This is a genomic window from Pedobacter sp. ok626, from assembly GCF_900100435.1.
Lineage (GTDB): Bacteria > Bacteroidota > Bacteroidia > Sphingobacteriales > Sphingobacteriaceae > Pedobacter.
The window spans coordinates 89,122-110,181 of sequence record NZ_FNEX01000011.1 but is presented as its reverse complement, the minus strand read 5'-3'; the positions used below and the strand labels follow the sequence as shown (position 1 = coordinate 110,181).

The following is a 21,060-nucleotide window of genomic DNA, read 5'->3' as shown; positions in this document are numbered from 1 at the left end:
AAATATGAAAACACAACTCATACCTTTCAGACTCATAAGTTTATGCTTACTTTTTCTGCTTTCCTGCAGTAAAAAAGAAATATTAAATGAAAATACATCCCATATTGTAAGGCTTACCCTCCAGGGCAACTCTTCTGATTCACTAGAATATATTGTTGACAACAAAGTGTTGGCAACTGTTGGCGGCGGTTTTAATATACAAACAATCGTGGGTTTTAATGACGAGCAGAAGGAACTTCAAATCAGGAATAAAAACTCTGGTGCAATCGTTCAGACTAAAGCTATTGCTGTTGCTCCGTTTGATCAAACCATAATTTTATATTATGACGGTACTCAGGCTTACGACAAAGTGATAAATCTATTGATCAAGGGCTACGCGGTATCGGGTGAACTGGAATTTGTAGTTGGCGGAAAGATAATACATACTGGAACCGCTCGTATCGAAAAAGAGAATGTGCAGGTGCTGATGAAAGAAAACGCCAGTAGAGAAATCGAGATCCGTAAGAAAGGAGAAACAACCATACTGTTCTCAAAGACAATTCCCAGCACGCCCGACAAACAGACATTGAACTTTTTCTTTGACGGAACAAGTATTGTTGACAATGTAGTATTAAGGCCACCTGCAAACCCGGCCAACATGTTGATTTCGGCAAAATTCCAAAGCATTTATGGAACGTTGGGCTATTACCTCGGAGCCGATATTGACCTTATATTTTACGAGCGGAATACCGTAACGGGGATAGCGACAAAAATAACACCTGAGATCAGATTTACACTACCCGCCAATGGCAATTTCAACGAGATTGAACTGCCTCCATTACCTCACAATTCAGATGTTGTTTACGGTTGTGATATTGTTGAAAAGGGAACCAATAATTTGCCATATACTGGGGCAGCAACAGTTCCGCCTTTCATCTCAGCAGCATTACCATACCAGCCAAATGTTGGACGATATGGTAACCCCATTATTTTTGAAGCTGGAAAATCAAAGTTGATGGTGATCGGGGATGGTAAATTTACTAAAACATCAATACCCAGGTCTACCAGTTTAGGCATTACGGTAACTGACCTATCACAATATTTTAAATAGTGTTAGTATCGATTTAAAAGCAGAAAGGGTTGCATGACTGATCATGCAACCCTTTCTGCTTTTTATCCTTAAATCATCTATTTGCTATTATACAGGTGATTTCTATACATATAAGAAGCTACCTGATAATTCGATATCGCTTCATCAATTAATGAATTATCCGGTTCCGTTTGCGTAGAGCTACCCGTCACAAAATCAGGAATAAACGTTTTTGTCTTTCTATTTGGATCAAGAATCACCAACTTACCATTTTTTAAATAACCTAAACTCTGGTAAGTACTGATAAATGCACGCTCCTGCCCAGGCTTCATTTTAAATACATCCTGTCCAAAGAATTTGCTGGTATAATCCATATTTAAAAGGCCTAGCAAAGTTGGTGGTATATCTATTTGCGCGGTCAACTTATCAAAGTTTCCTGGCGCAACATTACCCGGCGAGTAAATGATCATTGGTATATGGTATTTATTAACAGGAAGTTCAACTTCACCAGCACTTGAAGCACAATGATCAGCAACAATAATAAATATGGTGTTTTTAAACCAAGGTTTTACAGAAGCTTCCTTGATAAATCTGCCAATTGCATAATCGGTGTACTTCACAGCACCTTCCCTACCTGTATGTGAAGGAATATCAATACGTCCTTCTGGATAAGTATACGGACGATGGTTCGAAACCGTCATCACATGTGCAAAAAAGTTCTTCTTATTGTTATAATCCTCATCAGCCAAACGTAGAGATAGCGTAAAAAGATCCTCATCAGCAACCCCCCAAATATTCGAATAGTGAATTTCCGAATCCTTTAATGCGCTACGATCCGTAACATCATATCCGTTTTCGGAGAAGAAAGCGTTCATGTTATCGAAATAACCATAACCACCATAAACATACCTACTGTGATATCCTTTTGATTTTAATATGCTACCAAGAGAGAAGAGTCCTTTGTTATCAGGGCGCTTCACAATAGACTGTCCAGGCGTTGGCGGAATAGAAAGCGCCAAAGCTTCAAGACCTCTAACCGTACGGGTACCAGAAGCATACAGGTTCGTAAATAAAAGTCCCTGTTTAGCCAAAGAATCCAACTGCGGAGTGATGTGCTGTGTGTTTCCGAAGTGCGTCATAAAATCGGCACTTAAGCTCTCTACACTAATCAAAACCACATTCAGTCTTTTCTCCTCACCAGGATTATCAACTTGCCTAAGTGTAAACTTATCAGCGCTACTCGTACTGTCTGGGTTTAACTGTTTTCTGATCAAAGCTTCTGCTTTATCAATTGGCAATGTTTTATAGAAAGTATCATAATCTAGCTCATTGTTCCAAAAGGCATTACCAAAATCGTACATACCATTACCTGCAAGCTCGCTTACATACTGATTGGCACTAAAATATTTCCATTTATGGCTAAACAAAAAGTAAACAGCAACAGGAATACAAAGCAGCGAAAGTGCGACCAGGCTGCGTTGTTTAAATCTGAATGGCTGCTCGTTCTGTTTCCAAATGTATTTCTTGAATAAGAAAAGTATGCCTATAGATATCAACAACAAGAACACCAATATCGTATTTACAGGATAGGATTGTCTGATATTGCCAATTACCTCAGTGGTATATACCAGATAATCAACTGCAATGAAGTTGTAACGTACCGAGAATTCTTCCCAAAAGAACCATTCTGATACACCATTGAATAGCAAAGTACCAATAACCACTAAAAAATAGAGCGACAAGAGGACTTTGTTAAATTTCGATCTATACCATTTGTCAGGCATCAACCAAACATAAAGCACCAATGGAATAACCGCGAATGAGGCCGCTGCCAAATCATACAAAAGTCCGATTACAAAAATGCCTAATAAATTAAGGATTGACCAATCGACATACTGCTTTGAATTAATCAATAAGACCACCCGGGTAATGAATGATATTATGCACAATAGCAGTGTAGCCAATAAAACAGGGCTAAATCTGTGTTTAAGGAGAGTTTGGAGTTTGTTTTTAGATGTCATCTTTTTTAGCTTATAGCTTACGAACGAATGTTAATCCCGTATGGCCGTCCTGATGAAAGGGAACCAATACAGTTTGGTTTGATTTGTGGTGGAACAATTTATCTTTTATGAAGGGATAAACCCAGTAAGAAATTTTTGTAGAAAGGATACCGTATCCGGCACCAGCAACTACGTCGCTAAGCCAGTGAGCTTCGTTATACAAGCGCAAAGTAGCGGTAGTTAGTGCAACCGAATACCCCATTACACTATACCATGGAGATTGATCTTTATACTCCTGATGCATAAACTCTGCGGCCATAAAAGCCATAGCAGCATGTCCAGACGGGAAAGATTGATCATTTAAGCCATTGGGGCGTATCCTGTGGGTCATATTTTTGGTGATGGTAGTTGAAGCACCCATTATGGCGGAAGACAAAAGCAACATCGCCGTTCTGTCTACAAACTTGTGTTTACTTTTTACACCTGCCAAATCAAGGGCATACACTGCAGCAATAGGGACATAACGTAGGTAATCGTCAGCATGGAACCCAAATCCAGGATGATCTTCTCTCAATTCGAAATTAGTATCGTCATCCAGCTTTTTCAATTGCTTTATATGAGGCGCGCTAAACCCATAGGCAATAAAAATCGCCGGTACGATAAGCGCTTTAGGCCTAATCGGTCTATACTCAACCTCGCTATAAGCCGCCTTTGTTGATAATGAATCTATGGCTTGCCCCTGAACTTTAACAGTACAAAACAATACCATTAAAATTAAACTAACCCTTAACTGATATTTTATAATCATTTTACATTTGGTACTAGCAAAACTAAATTAAAGTTTTACAAATCTACACTTGAAATCTGAATATTTTCTGAAGTAGAATTCCCAGTTCACAAAAAAAGGCGCCCAAAGGCGCCTTTAATGCGGGATGAGAAACTCGATTTAAATCATTTCGGCACCCAAGATATCTTTTGAATAGGTTTTTAAATATTTTTTAAGAATCTGACGGGCAACATGGATTCTTGTTTTAACCGTACCTATCGGAATTTCAAGCATTTCTGCTATTTCATGATATTTATAGCCTTCAAAATATTTTACAAATGGAATGTAATATTCAGGCTGTAATGTCGCTAGCGCTTTATGGATATCTCCGATGATAAACTTACTTTCGCTTGCATTTTTTGTTGCACTGTAGTGCAAATTTGCTGAAGAGATATCGTCAGATTTGGTAATTAATGCATTTGTTTTAACCAAACGCCTGTAATTATTAATGAACGTATTCTTCATAATTGTAAACAACCATCCTTTCAAATTCGTCCCTTCTTTAAACTTCCCGTAGTAAGTAACTGCCTTAAGCATTGTATCTTGCACAAGATCGTTTGCATCTTCAAGGTCTTTAGTGAAATTTAAGGCAAACGATTGTAAGGATCCCGAATGGTCGTGCAGCTGTACGTTGAACTCATTTTTTGTCATAATGTTTTAGTTTTTAAGGTTAAAAAACAAACAAACAATTATTGAGTGAGTGGCGCTCAAAATTTGTTTAATAATACATACTAATACCTATACAAGATATGTACCAAAAAAACAGATTCTATGTTAAGAAATCAATTAAGTGCGTTAATAATACTTAAGAGGCATTATTACAAAATATTTACTTCCCGTTCAAGCATTACGCCAAATTTTATATACACCGTATTTATGATTTCTTCTGAAAAACTATACACTTCAGCTCCAGTTGCATCACCATGGTTAACAAGCACTAAGGCCTGATTTTTCCATGTGCCCGTATGACCTACAACCTTACCTTTAAACCCGCATTGCTCTATAAGCCAGCCTGCTGCTAACTTAACTTTCTCATTTGGAGCCGGATAATGAACGATACCTGGAAACTTTGCAAGCACCTGCTCAAACGCTAACTGATCTATAACTGGATTCTTAAAAAAGCTTCCTGCATTACCGATTGTTGTAGGATCTGGTAATTTGCTTACCCTAATATCTGCCACGACCTGCGATATGTCCGAAATGGTTGGGTGCTCTATATTGCGATTTAAAAGCTCAGCTTGTATAGCACCGTACTTCGTATTAATATGCGCTTCGGTACTTAATTTAAAAGTTACGGTAGTAATGATGTATTGACCTTTCAGTTCATTTTTAAAAACACTATCCCGGTAGCCAAACCTGCATTCTTCAAAATTAAACACGCGTTCTTCGGCAGTCGCGATTTCATAAGCTGTACAGGAATCAAAAACATCCTTAAGCTCCACACCGTAAGCACCTATATTTTGTATCGGTGAAGCACCAACAGTACCAGGAATAAGACTTAGGTTCTCTACACCGGCAAAGCCACTACCTACACAGTAATTGACAAATTCATTCCATACCACTCCTGCACCCGCAGTCACCATAGCCACATTACCTTCAACTACTGCCGTAATACCTGGTATACTTACCTTTATCACCAATCCATTAAAATCTTTAGTAAATAAAAGATTACTACCCCCACCTAAAACCAGCAACGGCTGTTCTTTAACAATGGGTAAAGACAACAGATCCCTTAAACCTGATTCATGAAAAACCTCTGCAAAAAAACTTGTGTTAACAGCTACACCAAACGTGTTATAGGATTTTAGGGATATATTTTCTTGGATAGTCGACATAGATATAAAGATATACAGCGCAAATGTAATTGTTCGCAGTTGTAATAAATATGTTAAAAGCAATATTTAAAAATTATGCCTATTTTTCGGCTAAATATTAAAGCATTTTAAAAGAACTTATATCAAAGGAGAATTGTAGTATTTATATGGAAAATCAGGATAGAAAAAGGGGTATAATTATTGAAGCTGCATTAAAACGATTTGCACATTATGGTTTATCAAAGACCACTATGACCGAGATCGCGAAAGATGTATCTTTCTCTAAAGCACTACTTTACTACTATTTCCCTGATAAGCTAAGCCTATACGTAAGCGCGATTGAACACCTGATGCAAGTCATCAGCCGAGATCTGGTTAAATCGATTGACAAGACCAGCAGTTCAACCGAAGGAATATTCAAATTATTACAAAAAAGACAATCTTTTATTCAGAAATACTACAATTTATTAGAGTCAACACAAATTATTGGCAACGAATTGCCTGATGACCTCTATGAAAAATTTAGTAAAGCAAGGGCTTTTGAGACCATAATCATCGGATCACTATTTACTCGTGGCATTTCACATGGAGAGTTCGAAATAGAGAATCCAAAACTGGCAACCGAGATATTTATTGATGCTTTGTCAGGCATACATTTCAATATCATGTCCAAAGACAAGAACATTTTCCCTGGTAAAGAGCAGTTTAAGCAAATATTTTTAAAAGAAAGAGTATTTGCCGAGATCTTTCTACAAGGCTTAAGGCCACATTCCACTCAACAATAGTCATAGAATTGTAAGTTTACACTGCTTTTGGAGCTAAAATTCCATATGTAAAATTATGGCCGTATTTTTGACTCTTAATATAAAAAAGTCAGAAAGTAAAAAAGTAGAATGGTAGAGACAGATAAAAAAAGAGAAACAATTATCGAGGGTGCAATAAAACGTTTCATTCATTACGGGATTAGTAAAACCACAATGAATGAAATTGCAGAGGACCTATCGGTATCCAAACCCTCTTTATATTATTATTTTCCTGATAAAAGCAGTTTGGTATTAGGAGTAATAGAGAAAATATTTAACGATTATTTTGCACATCTAGAACCTGGGAAAGCAACAGAAATTCCGTTGGAACAGTGCATGGCTAACTATGTGGAGATAAGACATCGCTTTTTCCAAAAGTACTATATGTTGCATCTATCAAGTGGCAGCCCAGATTCATCGTTAAACTCTGATGAACTTAAAAAGCACTTCATGACCATGCATGCTAAGAACATACAGCTTCATGCAGACCTATTTCAAGTAGCTATAGACAAAAATGAAATTGCGCCTATAGATGCCTATAAAACTGCAGAGCTATACCTGGATTCTCTAGCCGGAATTACATCATTGTGTATCCTGCATGGCAATAAAGAACTGTTCCCGAGTAAAAAAGAAATGAAAAATATACTGGAAAGGCAATTGAGCTTATCCTCCATATTTATTAAAGGCCTAAAAAATCAATAAACTATATATGAATACAATAATTAAACAGATAAAGATAATTCCAGTATTGTTGCTGGGCTTGTTGTTATCTAATACAGTAAGCGCTCAGCAATCATTAACGCTCAAAGAAGCCTTGAATTACGCGGTACAGAATAGTGTGAAAGTTCGTAAAGCAAAACTTGACATCGATGGTGGTAAATACAAAACCGAAGAAGTAAGGGCTCAGGCTTTGCCACAAATTACAGGTACTGCCGGCTTAACCTACAACCCTATTATTGGCCAATTGGTGGCAAATATAGGCGGAACTACGCAATCATTTAAAATGGGCCAAAACTGGAATTCTTCCGCCGGTGTTCAACTTTCGCAACAACTATTCAATCAACAGGTTTTCACAGGCTTGCAAGCTGCAAGATCCAGTGAGGAATATTACAGTCTTACTTCTCAGTTAACAGAGGAGCAGATCATTGAATTGGTTGCCAACAACTACTACCAGGTATTGGTAAACAGAGAACAACTAAGTGTGCTAGATAACAACATTAAAAATGTAAGTGCTACTGAAAAAATCTCAGCTGATCAATATAAAAATGGTTTAGCTAAAAAAATTGATTTAGACCGTATCAGAGTGAAGCTCACCAATTTATTAACACAGCGTGAGCAAACTGCAAATTCAATTTTACAATTTGAAAACCAGTTAAAGTTTGCGATGGGAATGCCAGTAACTACTCAAATTACTTTACCCAAAACGGAACTTACTGAAGTAACTAAATTACCTCAGTTTACGGATTCTCTTGCTTTGGATAACAGAACAGAAATCAAAATTTTGAACAGCCAGGACAAATTGTTATCGCTACAACGTAAAGCCTATGTAGCTGAATATTATCCAAGCTTAGCCCTAACAGGAAACTATACTTATTCGAGTCAGAATGGTGGATTTGATTTCTTGAGTTCAAGCAATACCGCTATTGGTTATGGTGCATCAGCTGTTGGTCTGACTTTAAAAGTGCCGATCTTTAATGGCTTCTTAACCCGTTCAAAAATCCGTCAGGCTGATGTAGACATAAAAAAGGCAAGTGAAGACAGAAGGGAATCAAAAAACTCCTTGAATATGGCTTACGAAAATGCCAAAATTCAACTTCGCAACAGTTTAAGCACAATTACACTACAAAAACGTAATGCTGAACTGGCTGATGAAATCTATAGAAGTACGGAAAACAATTACAAAAATGGTTTGGCGACTTTAACCGATCTACTAGATACGGAAACCGCATTAACCGAAGCACAAAACAGCTATACCCAGGCACTTTTAAACTATAAAATTGCCGAAATACAATTAATCAAATCAAACGGAAATATAAAATCGCTATTATAATGAAAAGAGGAATTATTACAGCCTTAGTAATCATACTTGCTCTAGCAGGAATCGGTATGGTATTAACCAATAATAAAAAGAAAAACGAAGCAAAAACAGCAATCGTGGCTCAAGGTGGTGGGGCTGTGAGTGTACGTACAGCAGTTATTAAAAGAGAAGCAATTGACCTTGATTTCGCTGTAAACGGAACATTTGCACCAAACCAGGAATTAAACTTCCTGTCTGAAAATGCAGGTCGTGTAACCAAAATATTTGTACAAGAAGGCGACAGAGTGACTAAAGGTCAAGTTATCGCCCGTATTGATGCAGAGATCATAAATACAGATAAAGAAACCGCTGAAGCTACTCTTCAAAATGCAATAAGAGACGAAGCAAGATACAGCAGTTCATTTAAAACTGGTGGTGTTACACAACAACAATTAGATCAGGCTAAACTAGCCGTAGAAAACGCACGTTTAAGACTGCAAAGCGCTACCAGAAAAGTAAGCGATGCGAATGTAAAATCACCAATCAACGGTATCATCAACAAAAAATACATTGAAGTTGGAGCCTTTGTAAATACACAAGGAACACAAATGTTTGAAATCGTTGATGTATCGAAGTTAAAACTGAAAGTAAACGTTAACGAAAACCAGGTAGCTAGCATTAAAATTGGCGATCAGGCTCAAATCAAATCTAATGTTTTCCCTACAGAGAACTTTGCCGGTAAAGTGAGCTTCATCGCTGCAAAAGCAGATAACTCGTTGAATTTCCCTGTTGAACTAATTGTAGAAAACAATAAAAAACAAGACATCAAAGCTGGTATGTATGGAACTGCAATATTCAAATTCCCTAAACAAGCTCCTGCTTTAACTATCCCTCGTGGATCATTTGTGGGTAGTGTAAGCAGCAACCAGGTATTTGTATTGGAAAACGGAAACACAGCTAAAATCCGCAAAGTAGTTGCAGGAAGAATTTTAGGTGAAAACGTAGAGATCCTTGAGGGATTAAATGAAGGCGAAACCGTAATTACTAGCGGTCAAATCAACTTAGTAGACGGCACAGCGGTTGCCCCTGTAAAATAAGATTAAGATGAAAATAACAGAAATTTCTATAAAGCGTCCCAGCCTTGTTATTGTGGTTTTCTCCGCATTAACACTATTGGGACTATTGAGCTACTTTTCTTTGAGTTATGAGCTTTTGCCTAAATTCTCAAACAACGTAGTATCAATATCAACAATCTATCCAGGAGCATCTCCTAGTGAGGTAGAAAATACGGTAACCAAGAAAATTGAGGATGCCGTATCTTCCATGGAAAATGTTAAGAAACTAAATGCAGTTTCTTATGAAAGTTTATCAGTAGTAACCATTACGTTAACGGCTCAGGCGGATATCGATTTATCATTAAATGATGCCCAACGTAAAGTAAATGCGATATTAGCTGATTTACCTACTGATGTAAAACCACCTTCGTTAAATAAGTTCTCGTTGGATGACTTACCAGTAATTACCATGTCAGCATCTGCAAAGATGGATGATGCTTCGTTTTACGATTTGATGGATAAGCGTATTGCACCTATCCTATCAAGGGTAAGTGGTGTAGCTCAGGTAAACTTAGTTGGTGGACAGGAACGTGAAATTGAAGTAGGATTAAATGCTGATAAAATTCAAGGTTACGGATTATCTATTCCTCAAATTCAACAAGCTATTTTAAGTTCCAACCTGGATTTCCCTACAGGAAGTGTGAAAACCAGTGATGAGGATATCTTGATCCGTCTATCTGGTAAATACAAAAATGTAGATGAGTTAAGAAACCTGGTTGTTGCAACCAGTAAAGCAGGTGCTCAAATCCGTTTAAAGGATGTAGCCGATGTACAGGATGCACAAAAAGAAGTAGAGAAGATCGCACGTATCGACAGAAATGGTGCAATTGCAGTGCAGATTATTAAACAAACTGATGCCAATGCGGTAGAGGTAAGTAAGCAAATGCACAAAACGATCGAAACTCTACAAAAGGATTATGCGGTAAACAACCTAAACATCAAAATTGTAAACGACAGTTCGATATTTACATTAGAATCTGCAGATGCTGTAATCCACGATTTAATCCTTGCGATTATCCTGGTTGCGTTTGTAATGCTTTTCTTCTTGCACAGTTTACGTAACGCTGCAATTGTAATGGTTGCCATTCCAGCTTCACTAATCGCAACATTTATCGGAATCAGCTTATTGGGTTATACGCTAAACCTGATGTCACTATTAGGCTTATCACTTGTGGTAGGTATCCTTGTGGATGATGCGATTGTGGTATTGGAAAACATCTACAGACACATGGAGATGGGTAAAAACAAAGTACGTGCAGCCTACGACGCAACCAGCGAGATTGGCTTCACCGTTGTCTCCATCACATTGGTAATTGTGGTTGTATTCTTTCCGATTACAGTAAGTTCAGGTTTGGTTTCCAACATCCTTCGTCAGTTCTGTGTGGTGGTAATTATCGCGACATTGCTCTCGCTTCTCGCCTCATTTACCATCGTTCCACTCCTATCATCAAGATTCGGTAAACTGGAAAAAATCGAAGGTAAAAATGCTTTCGGACGTTTCATTTTATGGTTCGAAAAACAACTACATACTTTCACCGTATGGATTACAGGTATTCTGGAATGGACATTAAAGCACAAAGCAATTACACTTATCGGTGTATTCTTATTGCTGTTAAGCTCTTGCGGGTTAACCATAGGTGGTTATATCGGTTCAGAGTTTTTCCCTAAGAGTGATAAAGGAGAATTCCTTGTTCAGATAGAATTACCGAAAGATGCTTCCATTGAGAAAACCAATCAGGTAACTCAAAGAGCAGAGGCTTTCTTAAGTAAGAAAAAAGAGATCACACAAATGATCACTACTGTTGGCCAATCTAGTGGAGACATGGGTGCTACACAAGCAACGGCCTACAAATCAGAGATCAATGTTAAATTGGTGGATCGTAAAGATCGAGCAGACGAATCAAGTATATATGCAACTAAAATTAGTCGTGAGCTTTCTCACTACTTAGTAGGAGCGAAAGTAAAAACAGTTCCAATCAGTATTTTGGGTATTGCAGAAAATGCACCGATCCAACTGGTGGTAATGGGACCTGATTTAGAAAGTGCCTTAAAATATGCTGAAGGTGCGAAAAAAGCGCTTGCTGGTATTAAAGGTTCTGCGGAAATAAAATTATCTGTAGAGAAGGGTAGTCCGGAAATTAATGTTCAGGTAGATCGTGATAAGATGGCTGCTTTAGGCTTAACCTTACAAACGGTTGGTACAACCATGCAAACTGCATTTAGCGGTAACACAGATGGTAAATTCCGCCAGGGTGAGTATGAGTACGACATCAATATCCGTTACCAGGCGTTTAACCGTAAAAACATTGACGATGTAAGAAATCTGATCTTTATCAATGCTAACGGTCAACAGGTTAAATTATCGCAGTTTGCGGAGATTAAAGAAGGTTCAGGCCCAAGTCAACTAGAAAGGCGTGATAAGAGTACATCAGTAACCGTACAAGCACAGTCTATCGGTAGACCAACTGGTACCATCGTATCTGAATTCCAGAAAAAACTGGAAGATCTGGAAAAAAGCGGCGAATTGAAAAAACCTACTGGCGTATCTTATGTTTGGGGCGGTGATCAGGAAAACCAAAGTGAAGGTTTCGGTACATTAGGTATTGCTTTATTGGCATCTATTATATTGGTATACCTGATCATGGTTGCGTTGTACGACAGTTTTGTTTACCCTCTGGTAGTAATGTTCTCGATCCCATTATCGGTTATCGGAGCCCTATTGGCACTTGCTTTAGCAAACCAGTCACTAGGTATCTTTACCATCTTAGGATTGATCATGTTGATCGGTTTGGTGGCCAAGAATGCGATCATCCTGGTCGATTTTACCAACCAGATGAAAGCAGAAGGAAAATCTACTCACGAAGCTTTAGTTCTTGCTAACCACGCACGTTTACGTCCAATCTTGATGACAACCATCGCCATGGTTATTGGTATGTTACCAATTGCATTAGCGAGTGGTGCTGGTGCAGAATGGAAAAATGGTTTGGCATGGGTAATCGTTGGTGGTCTAACCAGTTCGTTATTCTTAACCCTTATCGTGGTTCCGGTAATGTATCAAGTATTTGACAACATTCTGAATTACTTTGGATTTAACAAAAAAGGCAAAACCATTGATGAATTATTGGAAGAGCCTTATACGCATAAAGAAGTGAAAGAGTATGAAATGGACCATGTTCATTAATAGCTTAAGCTGATTAGCAAAAAGCGGAACCCTAAACGGTTCCGCTTTTTTTATGATGACGAAAGCGCAAAAAAAAGCCGGAAGATTAATCTTCCGACTTTTCTTATTCTGTAAAACAGATACTAAATATGTATTGCTCTGTTTTCAGTAGCAGCCATAGCCGCTTCTTTCAATGCTTCAGTATAAGTTGGGTGTGCGTGGCAAATTCTTGCGATGTCTTCAGCTGATGCGCGGAATTCCATAGCAACAACCGCTTCAGCGATCATATCCGCAGCACGTGGACCAATCATGTGTACACCTAAGATTTCGTCAGTTTTAGCATCAGCCAATACTTTTACAAAACCATCAGTATCCATACTTGCTTTAGCACGGCCACTCGCTTTAAAAGGGAAAGAACCCGCTTTGTATTGAACACCTTGCGCTTTCAATTGCTCTTCAGTATAACCTACAGAAGCAACCTCTGGCCATGTATAAACTACACCAGGGATCAAATTGTAATTGATATGCGGTTTTTGACCAGCAATACGTTCTGCAACATAAATACCTTCATCTTCCGCTTTATGCGCCAGCATGGCACCTTTAATCACGTCACCGATAGCATATACACCCGGTACAGCAGTTTCTAAATGTTCATTTACAGGAATCTTGTTTCCTCTTTCTTCAGTCTTGATGCCGATATTCTCTAAGCCCAATCCTTCAGTATATGCAGTACGACCAACAGCAACGATGCAATAATCAGCGTCGAAGCTAACTTCTTCACCTTTCGCATTAGTTGCTGTAACCGTTACTTTTTTACCTTTAGTAGTTGCACCAGTTACTTTATGCCCCATGAAAAACTCCATACCCAAAGATTTTTTCAACACACGTTGCAGTTCTTTACCTAAACCAGCATCCATTGTACCAATGATAGATGGCATAAACTCGATCACAGAAACCTTAGTTCCTAAACGAGCATAAACAGAACCCAACTCTAAGCCAATTACACCACCACCAATAACAATCATTTGTTTTGGAACTTCAGTAATATTTAAAGCTTCAGTAGAAGTAATGATGCGTTTTTTATCGATTGGTAAAAAAGGCAATGCCGTAGGTTTTGAACCCGAAGCAATGACTACATGTTTAGCAGTAATCGTTTCAGACTTACCGTCTTTAGTTATTTTGATGGTGTTTTTATCAACAAAAGAACCAACACCTTCAAATGAATCAATTTTATTTTTTTTGAACAAATATTGAATACCTGCAGTATTTTGAGCCACGACATCGTCTTTACGAGCGATCATTTGTGGCATATCAACCGCCAAATCTTTTAGGTTGATCCCATGAGTTTTAAACGTATGGGCTGCATTGTGAAAATGTTCAGAAGAGTCTAACAAGGCTTTTGATGGAATACAACCTACATTTAAGCAGGTACCACCAAAAGTTTTATATTTTTCTATAACTGCCGTTTTTAAGCCTAATTGGGCGCATCTGATTGCTCCAACATAACCGCCCGGGCCCGAGCCAATTACAACTACATCGTATTGCATATTAAGGATTTTTTTTGCGTAAAGTTAAGAAACCTAATGTGAATATCAGTCAATTATTAACCAATTCCATATATTTATGTCTTAAAAAACCCTCATTTATGCTTACCCTTAAATCCTTCTGGTCTACCGTACTGGTACTTCTTGCAACACCTCCCCTATTCGCACAACAAACAGATTCGGCCTATGTCCGCCAAAACTATACAAAAATAGAAAGACGCGTAGCAATGCGAGATGGCATTAAGCTCTTTACCTCCATTTATATCCCAAAGGATCAAACTAAGAAATACCCTATCCTACTCAACCGCACACCCTATACGGTTTCACCCTATGGCGAAGAAAATTACAAGACAAGCTTAGGTAATTTCCCAGCCGAAATGCGCGAAGGATTCATCTTTGTATATCAGGATGTAAGAGGTAAATGGATGAGCGAAGGTAATTTTGACGACATCAGACCACAAGTTGCCAACAAAAAAAGTAAAAAGGACATCGATGAAAGCTCTGACACTTACGATACGATAGACTGGCTGGTTAAAAACATCAAAGACAACAATGGTAAGGTTGGCATTTATGGAATATCCTACCCTGGGTTTTACAGTACCACGTCCTTGCCTGGTGCACATCCTGCATTAAAAGCAGTCTCGCCACAAGCACCAGTTACGGATTGGTTTATTGGCGATGATTTCCATCACAACGGCACACTATTCTTAGCCGATGCGTTTTCATTTATGAGCACTTTTGGCGTACCCAGACCAACACCCATTACACCAGATAAAGGACCTAAACGTTTTAAATTCCCAATTCAAGATATCTACCGTTTTTACCTGGAAGCAGGCTCAGTTAAAAATCTAAAAGAGAAACATTTCGCCGATAGCATTAGATTCTGGAACAATTTGTTCGCACATCCAAACCTCGATACTTTTTGGAGGGCAAGAAACATCCTGCAACACCTTAGCCATGTAAAACCCGCCGTAATGGTAGTTGGCGGTTTCTTCGATGCGGAAGATGCTTATGGAACCTTTGCAACCTACAAAACCATAGAAAAGCAAAACCCCGGCGCCAATAATATACTGGTAGCAGGGCCATGGTACCATGGCGGCTGGGTACGTAGCACCGGCAGCAGCTTTGGCGACATCAATTTTGGTCAGCCAACTAGCACTTATTATCAGGAAAACTTCGAGCTACCCTTCTTTAAATATCACTTGAAAGGCGAAGGCAGCTTTAGTCCTGCCGAAGCAAACATCTTTGTAACCGGTAGCAACGAATGGAAAAAATTCAGCGCGTGGCCACCAAAGGAAACAGAAAATAGAACGCTTTACTTCCAGCCCAATGGAAAACTGAGCTTTGATAAAGTACAGCGAACTGATAGTTGGGACGAATATGTAAGCGATCCCAACAGCCCTGTTCCTTACCAGGATGGTATACAAACCGGAAGGACACGCGAATACATGATCGACGATCAGCGTTTTGCCGCTCGCAGACCAGATGTAAAAGTATATCAAACTGATGTTTTGACGGAAGATATTACATTGACTGGCCCAGTTCTAGCCAATCTGGTTGTTTCTACCACTGGCACAGATGCCGATTATGTAGTTAAGCTGATCGATGTATATCCAGAAGATAGTCCGGCCCCATCGCCTACCCCTCGTAACATCATTATGGGCGGTTACCAAATGTTGGTTCGCGGCGAAATCATGCGTGGTAAATACCGTAACAGCTTTGAAAAGCCAGAACCATTTGTTCCAGGTATGGTCACCAAAGTGAATTATGCACTTCCTGATGTAGCCCATACCTTTAAAAAAGGTCACCGCATTATGGTGCAAGTTCAAAATAGTTGGTTCCCATTGGCCGACAGAAACCCTCAGAAATTTATGGATATCTACCAGGCAGAACCTTCAGATTTTCAAAAAGCAACACACCGTATATTTCACGATGTTAACAACGCTTCGGCACTTACCCTAACCGTATTAAAACCATAAGCTCATAATGATGAAATTGTTATATAGCCTTATGGCATTAATGCTAAGCCTAACCACTTCCAATGCGCAGCTGATGCAAGGAAAAGATCCATTCTCGAGGGCTGACAGCCTTCGGGGCACGCTTAGTCCACTCCGTACTTGCTATGATATCAATTACTACCATCTAGATGTTAAAGTAGATATTCCAAACAAGTTCATCAGCGGTAGCAATGAATTTAAGTTTACCGCCACACAAAACTTCAGAAAGTTACAATTCGATCTGTTTGCCAATTTAAAAGTAGACAAGGTTCTTTATCATGGCACCGAACTCTCTTTTAAACGTGAATTTAATGCAGTATATGTAACCTTTCCAAGCGAGGTTAAAAAAGGAGCAAAAGAAAGCTTTACTGTGCATTATTCCGGAAATCCAGTTATTGCTAAAAATCCACCATGGGATGGTGGCTTCATCTTTAGCGCCGACAAATCAGGCAATCCATGGGTATCTGTAGCCTGCCAAGGCTTTGGTGCGAGTTGCTGGTGGCCTACTAAAGATCACCAAAGTGATGAGGTAGACAGTATGCTGATCAGCATTAGCGTTCCAAAAGATTTACAAGAAATCTCGAATGGCAGGTTGCGGAGCACTGTAGAAAAGCCACCTGGATATAAGCAATACAACTGGTTTGTCGCAAACCCCATTAACAATTACAATGTAACCACCTATATCGGCAAGTATTCAAATTGGACAGATCAATATGCTGGCGAAAAAGGAAAGCTTTCTTTAGACTTCTGGTCGTTAAAAGAAGATAGTACACTTGCCCGCCCACATTGGGATGCAGATGTAAAACCTATGCTCAAATCCTTTGAATATTGGTTTGGCCCTTACCCCTTCTATGAGGACGGATATAAGCTTGTACAGGCCCCACATCTCGGCATGGAGCATCAAAGTGCAGTTGCTTACGGCAACAAGTTTCAAAGGGGCTACCTGGGCAATGATTTGTCTGGGTCAGGATGGGGCTTAAAGTTCGATTTCATTACCATTCACGAAAGCGGACACGAATGGTTTGGCAATAACATCACTACAAAAGACATTGCCGACATGTGGGTACACGAAGCTTTCACCAATTACTCCGAAGCCCTATTTACCGAATCAACATCAGGAAAAAATGCTGCATCGGCTTATGTAGTTGGAATCAGAAAAAACATTAGAAATGACATCCCCATCATTGGTAGATATGGAGTCAACCAGGAAGGTTCAGGCGATATGTACTATAAAGGAGCAAATCTCGTGCACATCATCAGGCAATTGATCGATAATGACGAAAAATTCAGGGCGATCCTAAGAGGATTAAATACAACCTTTTACCATACAACTGTAACCACGAAACAAGTGGAAGACTATATAGCTACACAAAGTGGATTGAAACTAAACAACATTTTTGACCAATACCTGCGTCATACTCAAATTCCAGTACTCGAATATCAAATCACCAATGGTCTACTTAAATATAGATGGGTAGCTGATGTAAAGGATTTCGACATGCCAGTGAAAGTAACGCTAAAACCGGCTAGTTTCAGTTTGATCACACCATCTACCAATTGGAAAAGCATTGCCATCGACAAAGCCATCAGTAATGAATCCTTTAAAGCAGATCCAAACTTCTACATTAAGACAAAATTAGCCAACTAAAACCGGGTATAAACAGCCAATTGAATTGCGTTATTGGTCGTATTCCTTGTACGACCATCAATAAATTGGTTTAGGTAGCCTGCCTCTACATCAAAGCGCTTGCTAAATCGGTAACCTACGGCACCATATGCCCTGTTTTGATCAAACAGTCTACCATTTAGCTTGTCATTATTTTGAACATTGAAAAACAATTCATTTTGTAAGGCCACAAATGGTCCTTTAACAAATGGAACTTTGGGATCAGAAAAAGGAAGCACAAACCTCACAAAATACCGTAGTCGTTGTGAAAAGACATCCCCGGTAGCAGTTTCCGCAAAACGTTGCTCCAACCTAAAACGATGCTGAGCATAAATTGGTTTAATTTTATGCGTATAGATATATTGTTCCCAAATGCGGTGCTCTGTCAACGTATTATCAGCCAAACCATCACCTTTTAAATAGGTATTTGCCAGCAAATACCCAAGAGTCGCATTGCTATTTTTGTTGATATAATAGGTTGCTCCCGGTCTGAACAGAAAATTCTGAACCCCATCCCAGTGATCAGCAGATCTTAACTGAACGTCCAAATGCAATCCCCACTTATCATTAAGCTTGGTACTATTCAAAAACAAGAACCAGCCAGAGTTTTGGTTTACATGCTGTGCAAAACCACTCAGTACAAAAAGAGAAAGAAGAAAAGTAAAAATAAAGTGTTTCATATGTTTAGGATCGGATCAAAGCGCTAAAATATAAAACAAAAATAAAATGGGTTGTATCATTTGCATGATACAACCCATTTTATGCTGTCGTCCTGAATTTACGATACAGCTATTGGATACAATACTAGAATTGAAAACCTAGTACCGTATAATTCTGAATATATTTAATATTTTGACTTGCGCCATCTACATCATTTCTGCCTGTAGTGTGGATTTTAGTCAGGTCAATATAACCAACCTTTGTACTGTTTTGTAAGTAAAGTGCTTTAGTCATATATAATTTAAACCCAAGCTTAGCAGAGATACCCCAACCTGCAACATTCCAGTAATTGTTTTCTCCCACCTTAAATAAACGAACGTCAGTTCTAGGCACCACCAAACCAGCGCCAATTCCAGTCTCCATAGTTAATGAAGTACGCTGCGAACGGGGAACCCAAATATCATCATATCTTTCCAACTCCACACTAGCGTAGTTTAAACCATCTGTGTGCTCAAATGTTAACATATCAGGATTTACAGTTAGCATTTCACCATTATATACTCCAGCATAGCTACCTGTTGGAATGCTTGGATTAGATATAGTAGGATCAATATGTCCGTCAATCTTCACCGTTTGTGGAATATCCATCACATATTTCATGTGGTCCCAGCCCAAAGAGATACTGTAGTTATCCTTGATAAAATAACCAAAGTGGAAATTAAATTGAGGTATACTTAGCGATTTTGGATCCAGATATTTCCAGGTCAATTTAGTTTGTCTATCATGAGCTACAACGTCTCTAAGCGTAAAATCATAACCCGGACCCTTAAAGTTGATATCGCTTTTCGCATACCAGGAATGGTTATACCCCCACATCACAAAGAAGTCTCCCTTTCTCGAGAAATTTCTTTTCACCTCATTACCGAAAATACTTTTGCCAATTTTAGGCTCTTGTGTAGAAATTATTGTTTTTTGTTGTGCGCTTAATTTTATTGAAAAAATTAATAAAAAAAGAAGGAAATAATATTTTTTCACAGGGAAAAGAATTGAATTACAATCAACCCAAGGGATTGCATAATGATAAAAAAATAGAAATGCTTAAATCAAAAAAAGACCCGCAATAAATACGGGTCCTTTCTTTATAATCGTAGACTAAACGCCTAATAATAATCTTGCAGGATCTTCAAGGAGTTGTTTAACCCTAACCAGGAAGCCAACTGACTCTCTTCCATCGATGATTCTGTGGTCATAAGATAATGCCAAATACATCATCGGACGCACAACAACTTCACCTTTTTCAGCAATTGGACGCTCAATAATATTGTGCATTCCTAAAATAGCCGACTGAGGTGCATTGATGATTGGAGTAGACATCATTGATCCAAACACACCACCATTGGTGATGGTGAATGTACCACCTGTCATTTCCTCTAAAGTCAATTTGCTATCACGTGCTTTTGTAGCCAACTCAACTACTGTTTTCTCAATTTGAGCAAGGCTCATGCTTTCTGCATTTCTGATAATCGGAACTACCAAACCTTTAGGAGCAGAAACAGCGATAGAGATATCAGCAAACTCGTTGTACACAACAGACTCACCGTCAATACGAGCATTTACTGCAGGGAAATCTTTCAATGCCTCACAAACCGCTTTAGTAAAGAAGCTCATGAAACCTAAACCTACACCAAATTTCTCTTTAAACTGATCTTTATATTTTCCACGCAGATCCATGATTGGCTTCATGTTCACCTCATTAAATGTGGTTAACATAGCTGTTTCATTTTTAACAGTAACCAAACGTTTTGCTACTGTTTTGCGCAATGGCGACATTTTTTCTCTGCGCTCATTTCTTGAACCTGCAATAGGAGCAGCAACTGCAGCTTTAGGTGCCTCAGCTTTAGCCGCTGGTGCAGACTTCTGCGCATTCAATGCATCCTCTTTGGTAATTCTTCCATCAACACCAGTTCCTTTAACAGAACCAGCATCAACACCTTTCTCGGCCAAAATTTTGCCAGCCGAAGGCGATGGAGTACCAGTTGCATAGCTTTCGCCTGATTTTTCTGCTACCGGAGCAGCAGCTTTATCAGCCACAGCAGCTGGTTTTTCAGCAGCAGGAGCAGCCGCCGCTTTTGGTGCAGCGCCACCATCTTCAATTTTGCAAACTACAGCACCAATAGCTAAAGTATCACCTTCAGCTGCTACTGTTTTTAAAGTTCCGGCTTGTTCTGCAGTTAATTCGAATGTTGCTTTATCAGATTCTAATTCTGCTATCACCTCATCCATTTCTACTACATCACCATCATTTTTCACCCAACGGGATAAAACAACTTCGGTTATTGACTCGCCTACTGGCGGAACTTTTATTTCTATACTCATAACAGTTGTATTA

At 38.9% G+C, this 21,060-nt stretch carries 16 protein-coding genes; 8 read left to right on the top strand and 8 right to left on the bottom strand.

Annotation, left to right across the window (positions count from 1 at the left end):
- Nucleotides 1-4: 4 nt before the first annotated feature.
- Entirely contained in the window at nt 5-1,090 is a 1,086-nt protein-coding gene (locus BLS35_RS15890) for a hypothetical protein (RefSeq protein ID WP_090782799.1), read from the top strand.
- 77 nt (nt 1,091-1,167) lie between these two features.
- Here the strand turns inward: BLS35_RS15890 and BLS35_RS15885 are convergent, their stop codons facing one another.
- From BLS35_RS15885 to murB, 4 genes are all read right to left on the bottom strand, one after another.
- Nucleotides 1,168-3,090, bottom strand: a complete 1,923-nt coding sequence (locus tag BLS35_RS15885) for an LTA synthase family protein (protein WP_090782798.1) — start codon at nt 3,088-3,090, stop codon at nt 1,168-1,170.
- 10 nt (nt 3,091-3,100) lie between these two features.
- Nucleotides 3,101-3,877: a phosphatase PAP2 family protein gene (locus BLS35_RS15880; protein WP_254778930.1), complete on the bottom strand. Its 777-nt coding sequence runs from the start codon at nt 3,875-3,877 to the stop codon at nt 3,101-3,103.
- A gap of 138 nt (nt 3,878-4,015) precedes the next feature.
- On the bottom strand, nt 4,016-4,546 hold the full coding sequence (locus BLS35_RS15875; protein ID WP_090782796.1) for an RNA polymerase sigma factor: 531 nt from the start codon (nt 4,544-4,546) through the stop codon (nt 4,016-4,018).
- A 167-nt stretch (nt 4,547-4,713) separates the two neighbouring features.
- The gene (murB, locus tag BLS35_RS15870) at nt 4,714-5,730 is read right to left on the bottom strand and encodes a UDP-N-acetylmuramate dehydrogenase (protein ID WP_090782793.1); all 1,017 of its coding nucleotides are present in this window, start codon (nt 5,728-5,730) and stop codon (nt 4,714-4,716) included.
- A gap of 146 nt (nt 5,731-5,876) precedes the next feature.
- Between murB and BLS35_RS15865 the strand changes: the two genes are divergently transcribed.
- The 5 genes from BLS35_RS15865 (at nt 5,877) to BLS35_RS15845 (ending at nt 12,825) form a co-directional block, all read left to right on the top strand.
- The gene (locus BLS35_RS15865) at nt 5,877-6,494 is read left to right on the top strand and encodes a TetR/AcrR family transcriptional regulator (RefSeq protein WP_090782790.1); all 618 of its coding nucleotides are present in this window, start codon (nt 5,877-5,879) and stop codon (nt 6,492-6,494) included.
- 108 nt (nt 6,495-6,602) lie between these two features.
- Nucleotides 6,603-7,214 carry a TetR/AcrR family transcriptional regulator gene (locus BLS35_RS15860; protein WP_090782787.1) on the top strand — a complete coding sequence of 204 codons (612 nt, stop codon included), beginning with the start codon at nt 6,603-6,605 and terminating at the stop codon, nt 7,212-7,214.
- A gap of 7 nt (nt 7,215-7,221) precedes the next feature.
- On the top strand, nt 7,222-8,562 hold the full coding sequence (locus BLS35_RS15855; RefSeq protein WP_090782785.1) for a TolC family protein: 1,341 nt from the start codon (nt 7,222-7,224) through the stop codon (nt 8,560-8,562).
- A complete protein-coding gene (locus tag BLS35_RS15850) occupies nt 8,562-9,626 on the top strand; it encodes an efflux RND transporter periplasmic adaptor subunit (protein ID WP_090782783.1) in 1,065 nt (354 codons plus the stop codon). Before BLS35_RS15855 ends, BLS35_RS15850 begins: the two co-directional genes overlap by 1 nt.
- Nucleotides 9,627-9,633: 7 nt before the next feature.
- Complete coding sequence (locus tag BLS35_RS15845; protein WP_090782780.1) at nt 9,634-12,825, top strand: efflux RND transporter permease subunit; 3,192 nt, start codon at nt 9,634-9,636, stop codon at nt 12,823-12,825.
- 122 nt (nt 12,826-12,947) lie between these two features.
- Here BLS35_RS15845 and lpdA read toward each other — a convergent pair whose 3' ends face one another.
- Nucleotides 12,948-14,351: a dihydrolipoyl dehydrogenase gene (lpdA, locus tag BLS35_RS15840; RefSeq protein WP_090782778.1), complete on the bottom strand. Its 1,404-nt coding sequence runs from the start codon at nt 14,349-14,351 to the stop codon at nt 12,948-12,950.
- A 98-nt stretch (nt 14,352-14,449) separates the two neighbouring features.
- Here lpdA and BLS35_RS15835 point away from each other — a divergent pair, with 98 nt between their 5' ends.
- Together BLS35_RS15835 and BLS35_RS15830 are read left to right on the top strand one after the other, a co-directional pair.
- Nucleotides 14,450-16,327 (top strand): CocE/NonD family hydrolase, encoded by a 1,878-nt coding sequence (locus BLS35_RS15835; protein WP_090782775.1) that lies wholly within the window; start codon nt 14,450-14,452, stop codon nt 16,325-16,327.
- Nucleotides 16,328-16,334: 7 nt separating this feature from the next.
- Nucleotides 16,335-17,993: a M1 family metallopeptidase gene (locus BLS35_RS15830; protein ID WP_371328248.1), complete on the top strand. Its 1,659-nt coding sequence runs from the start codon at nt 16,335-16,337 to the stop codon at nt 17,991-17,993.
- Here the strand turns inward: BLS35_RS15830 and BLS35_RS15825 are convergent.
- The 3 genes from BLS35_RS15825 to odhB form a co-directional block, all read right to left on the bottom strand.
- Complete coding sequence (locus BLS35_RS15825) at nt 17,990-18,691, bottom strand: DUF2490 domain-containing protein (RefSeq protein WP_090782771.1); 702 nt, start codon at nt 18,689-18,691, stop codon at nt 17,990-17,992. The two genes, BLS35_RS15830 and BLS35_RS15825, sit on opposite strands and share 4 nt — an antisense overlap.
- Nucleotides 18,692-18,815: 124 nt before the next feature.
- Nucleotides 18,816-19,586 (bottom strand): hypothetical protein, encoded by a 771-nt coding sequence (locus BLS35_RS15820; RefSeq protein WP_254778928.1) that lies wholly within the window; start codon nt 19,584-19,586, stop codon nt 18,816-18,818.
- A 237-nt stretch (nt 19,587-19,823) separates the two neighbouring features.
- Nucleotides 19,824-21,047: a 2-oxoglutarate dehydrogenase complex dihydrolipoyllysine-residue succinyltransferase gene (odhB, locus tag BLS35_RS15815; protein WP_090782767.1), complete on the bottom strand. Its 1,224-nt coding sequence runs from the start codon at nt 21,045-21,047 to the stop codon at nt 19,824-19,826.
- Between the last annotated feature and the right edge of the window lie 13 nt (nt 21,048-21,060).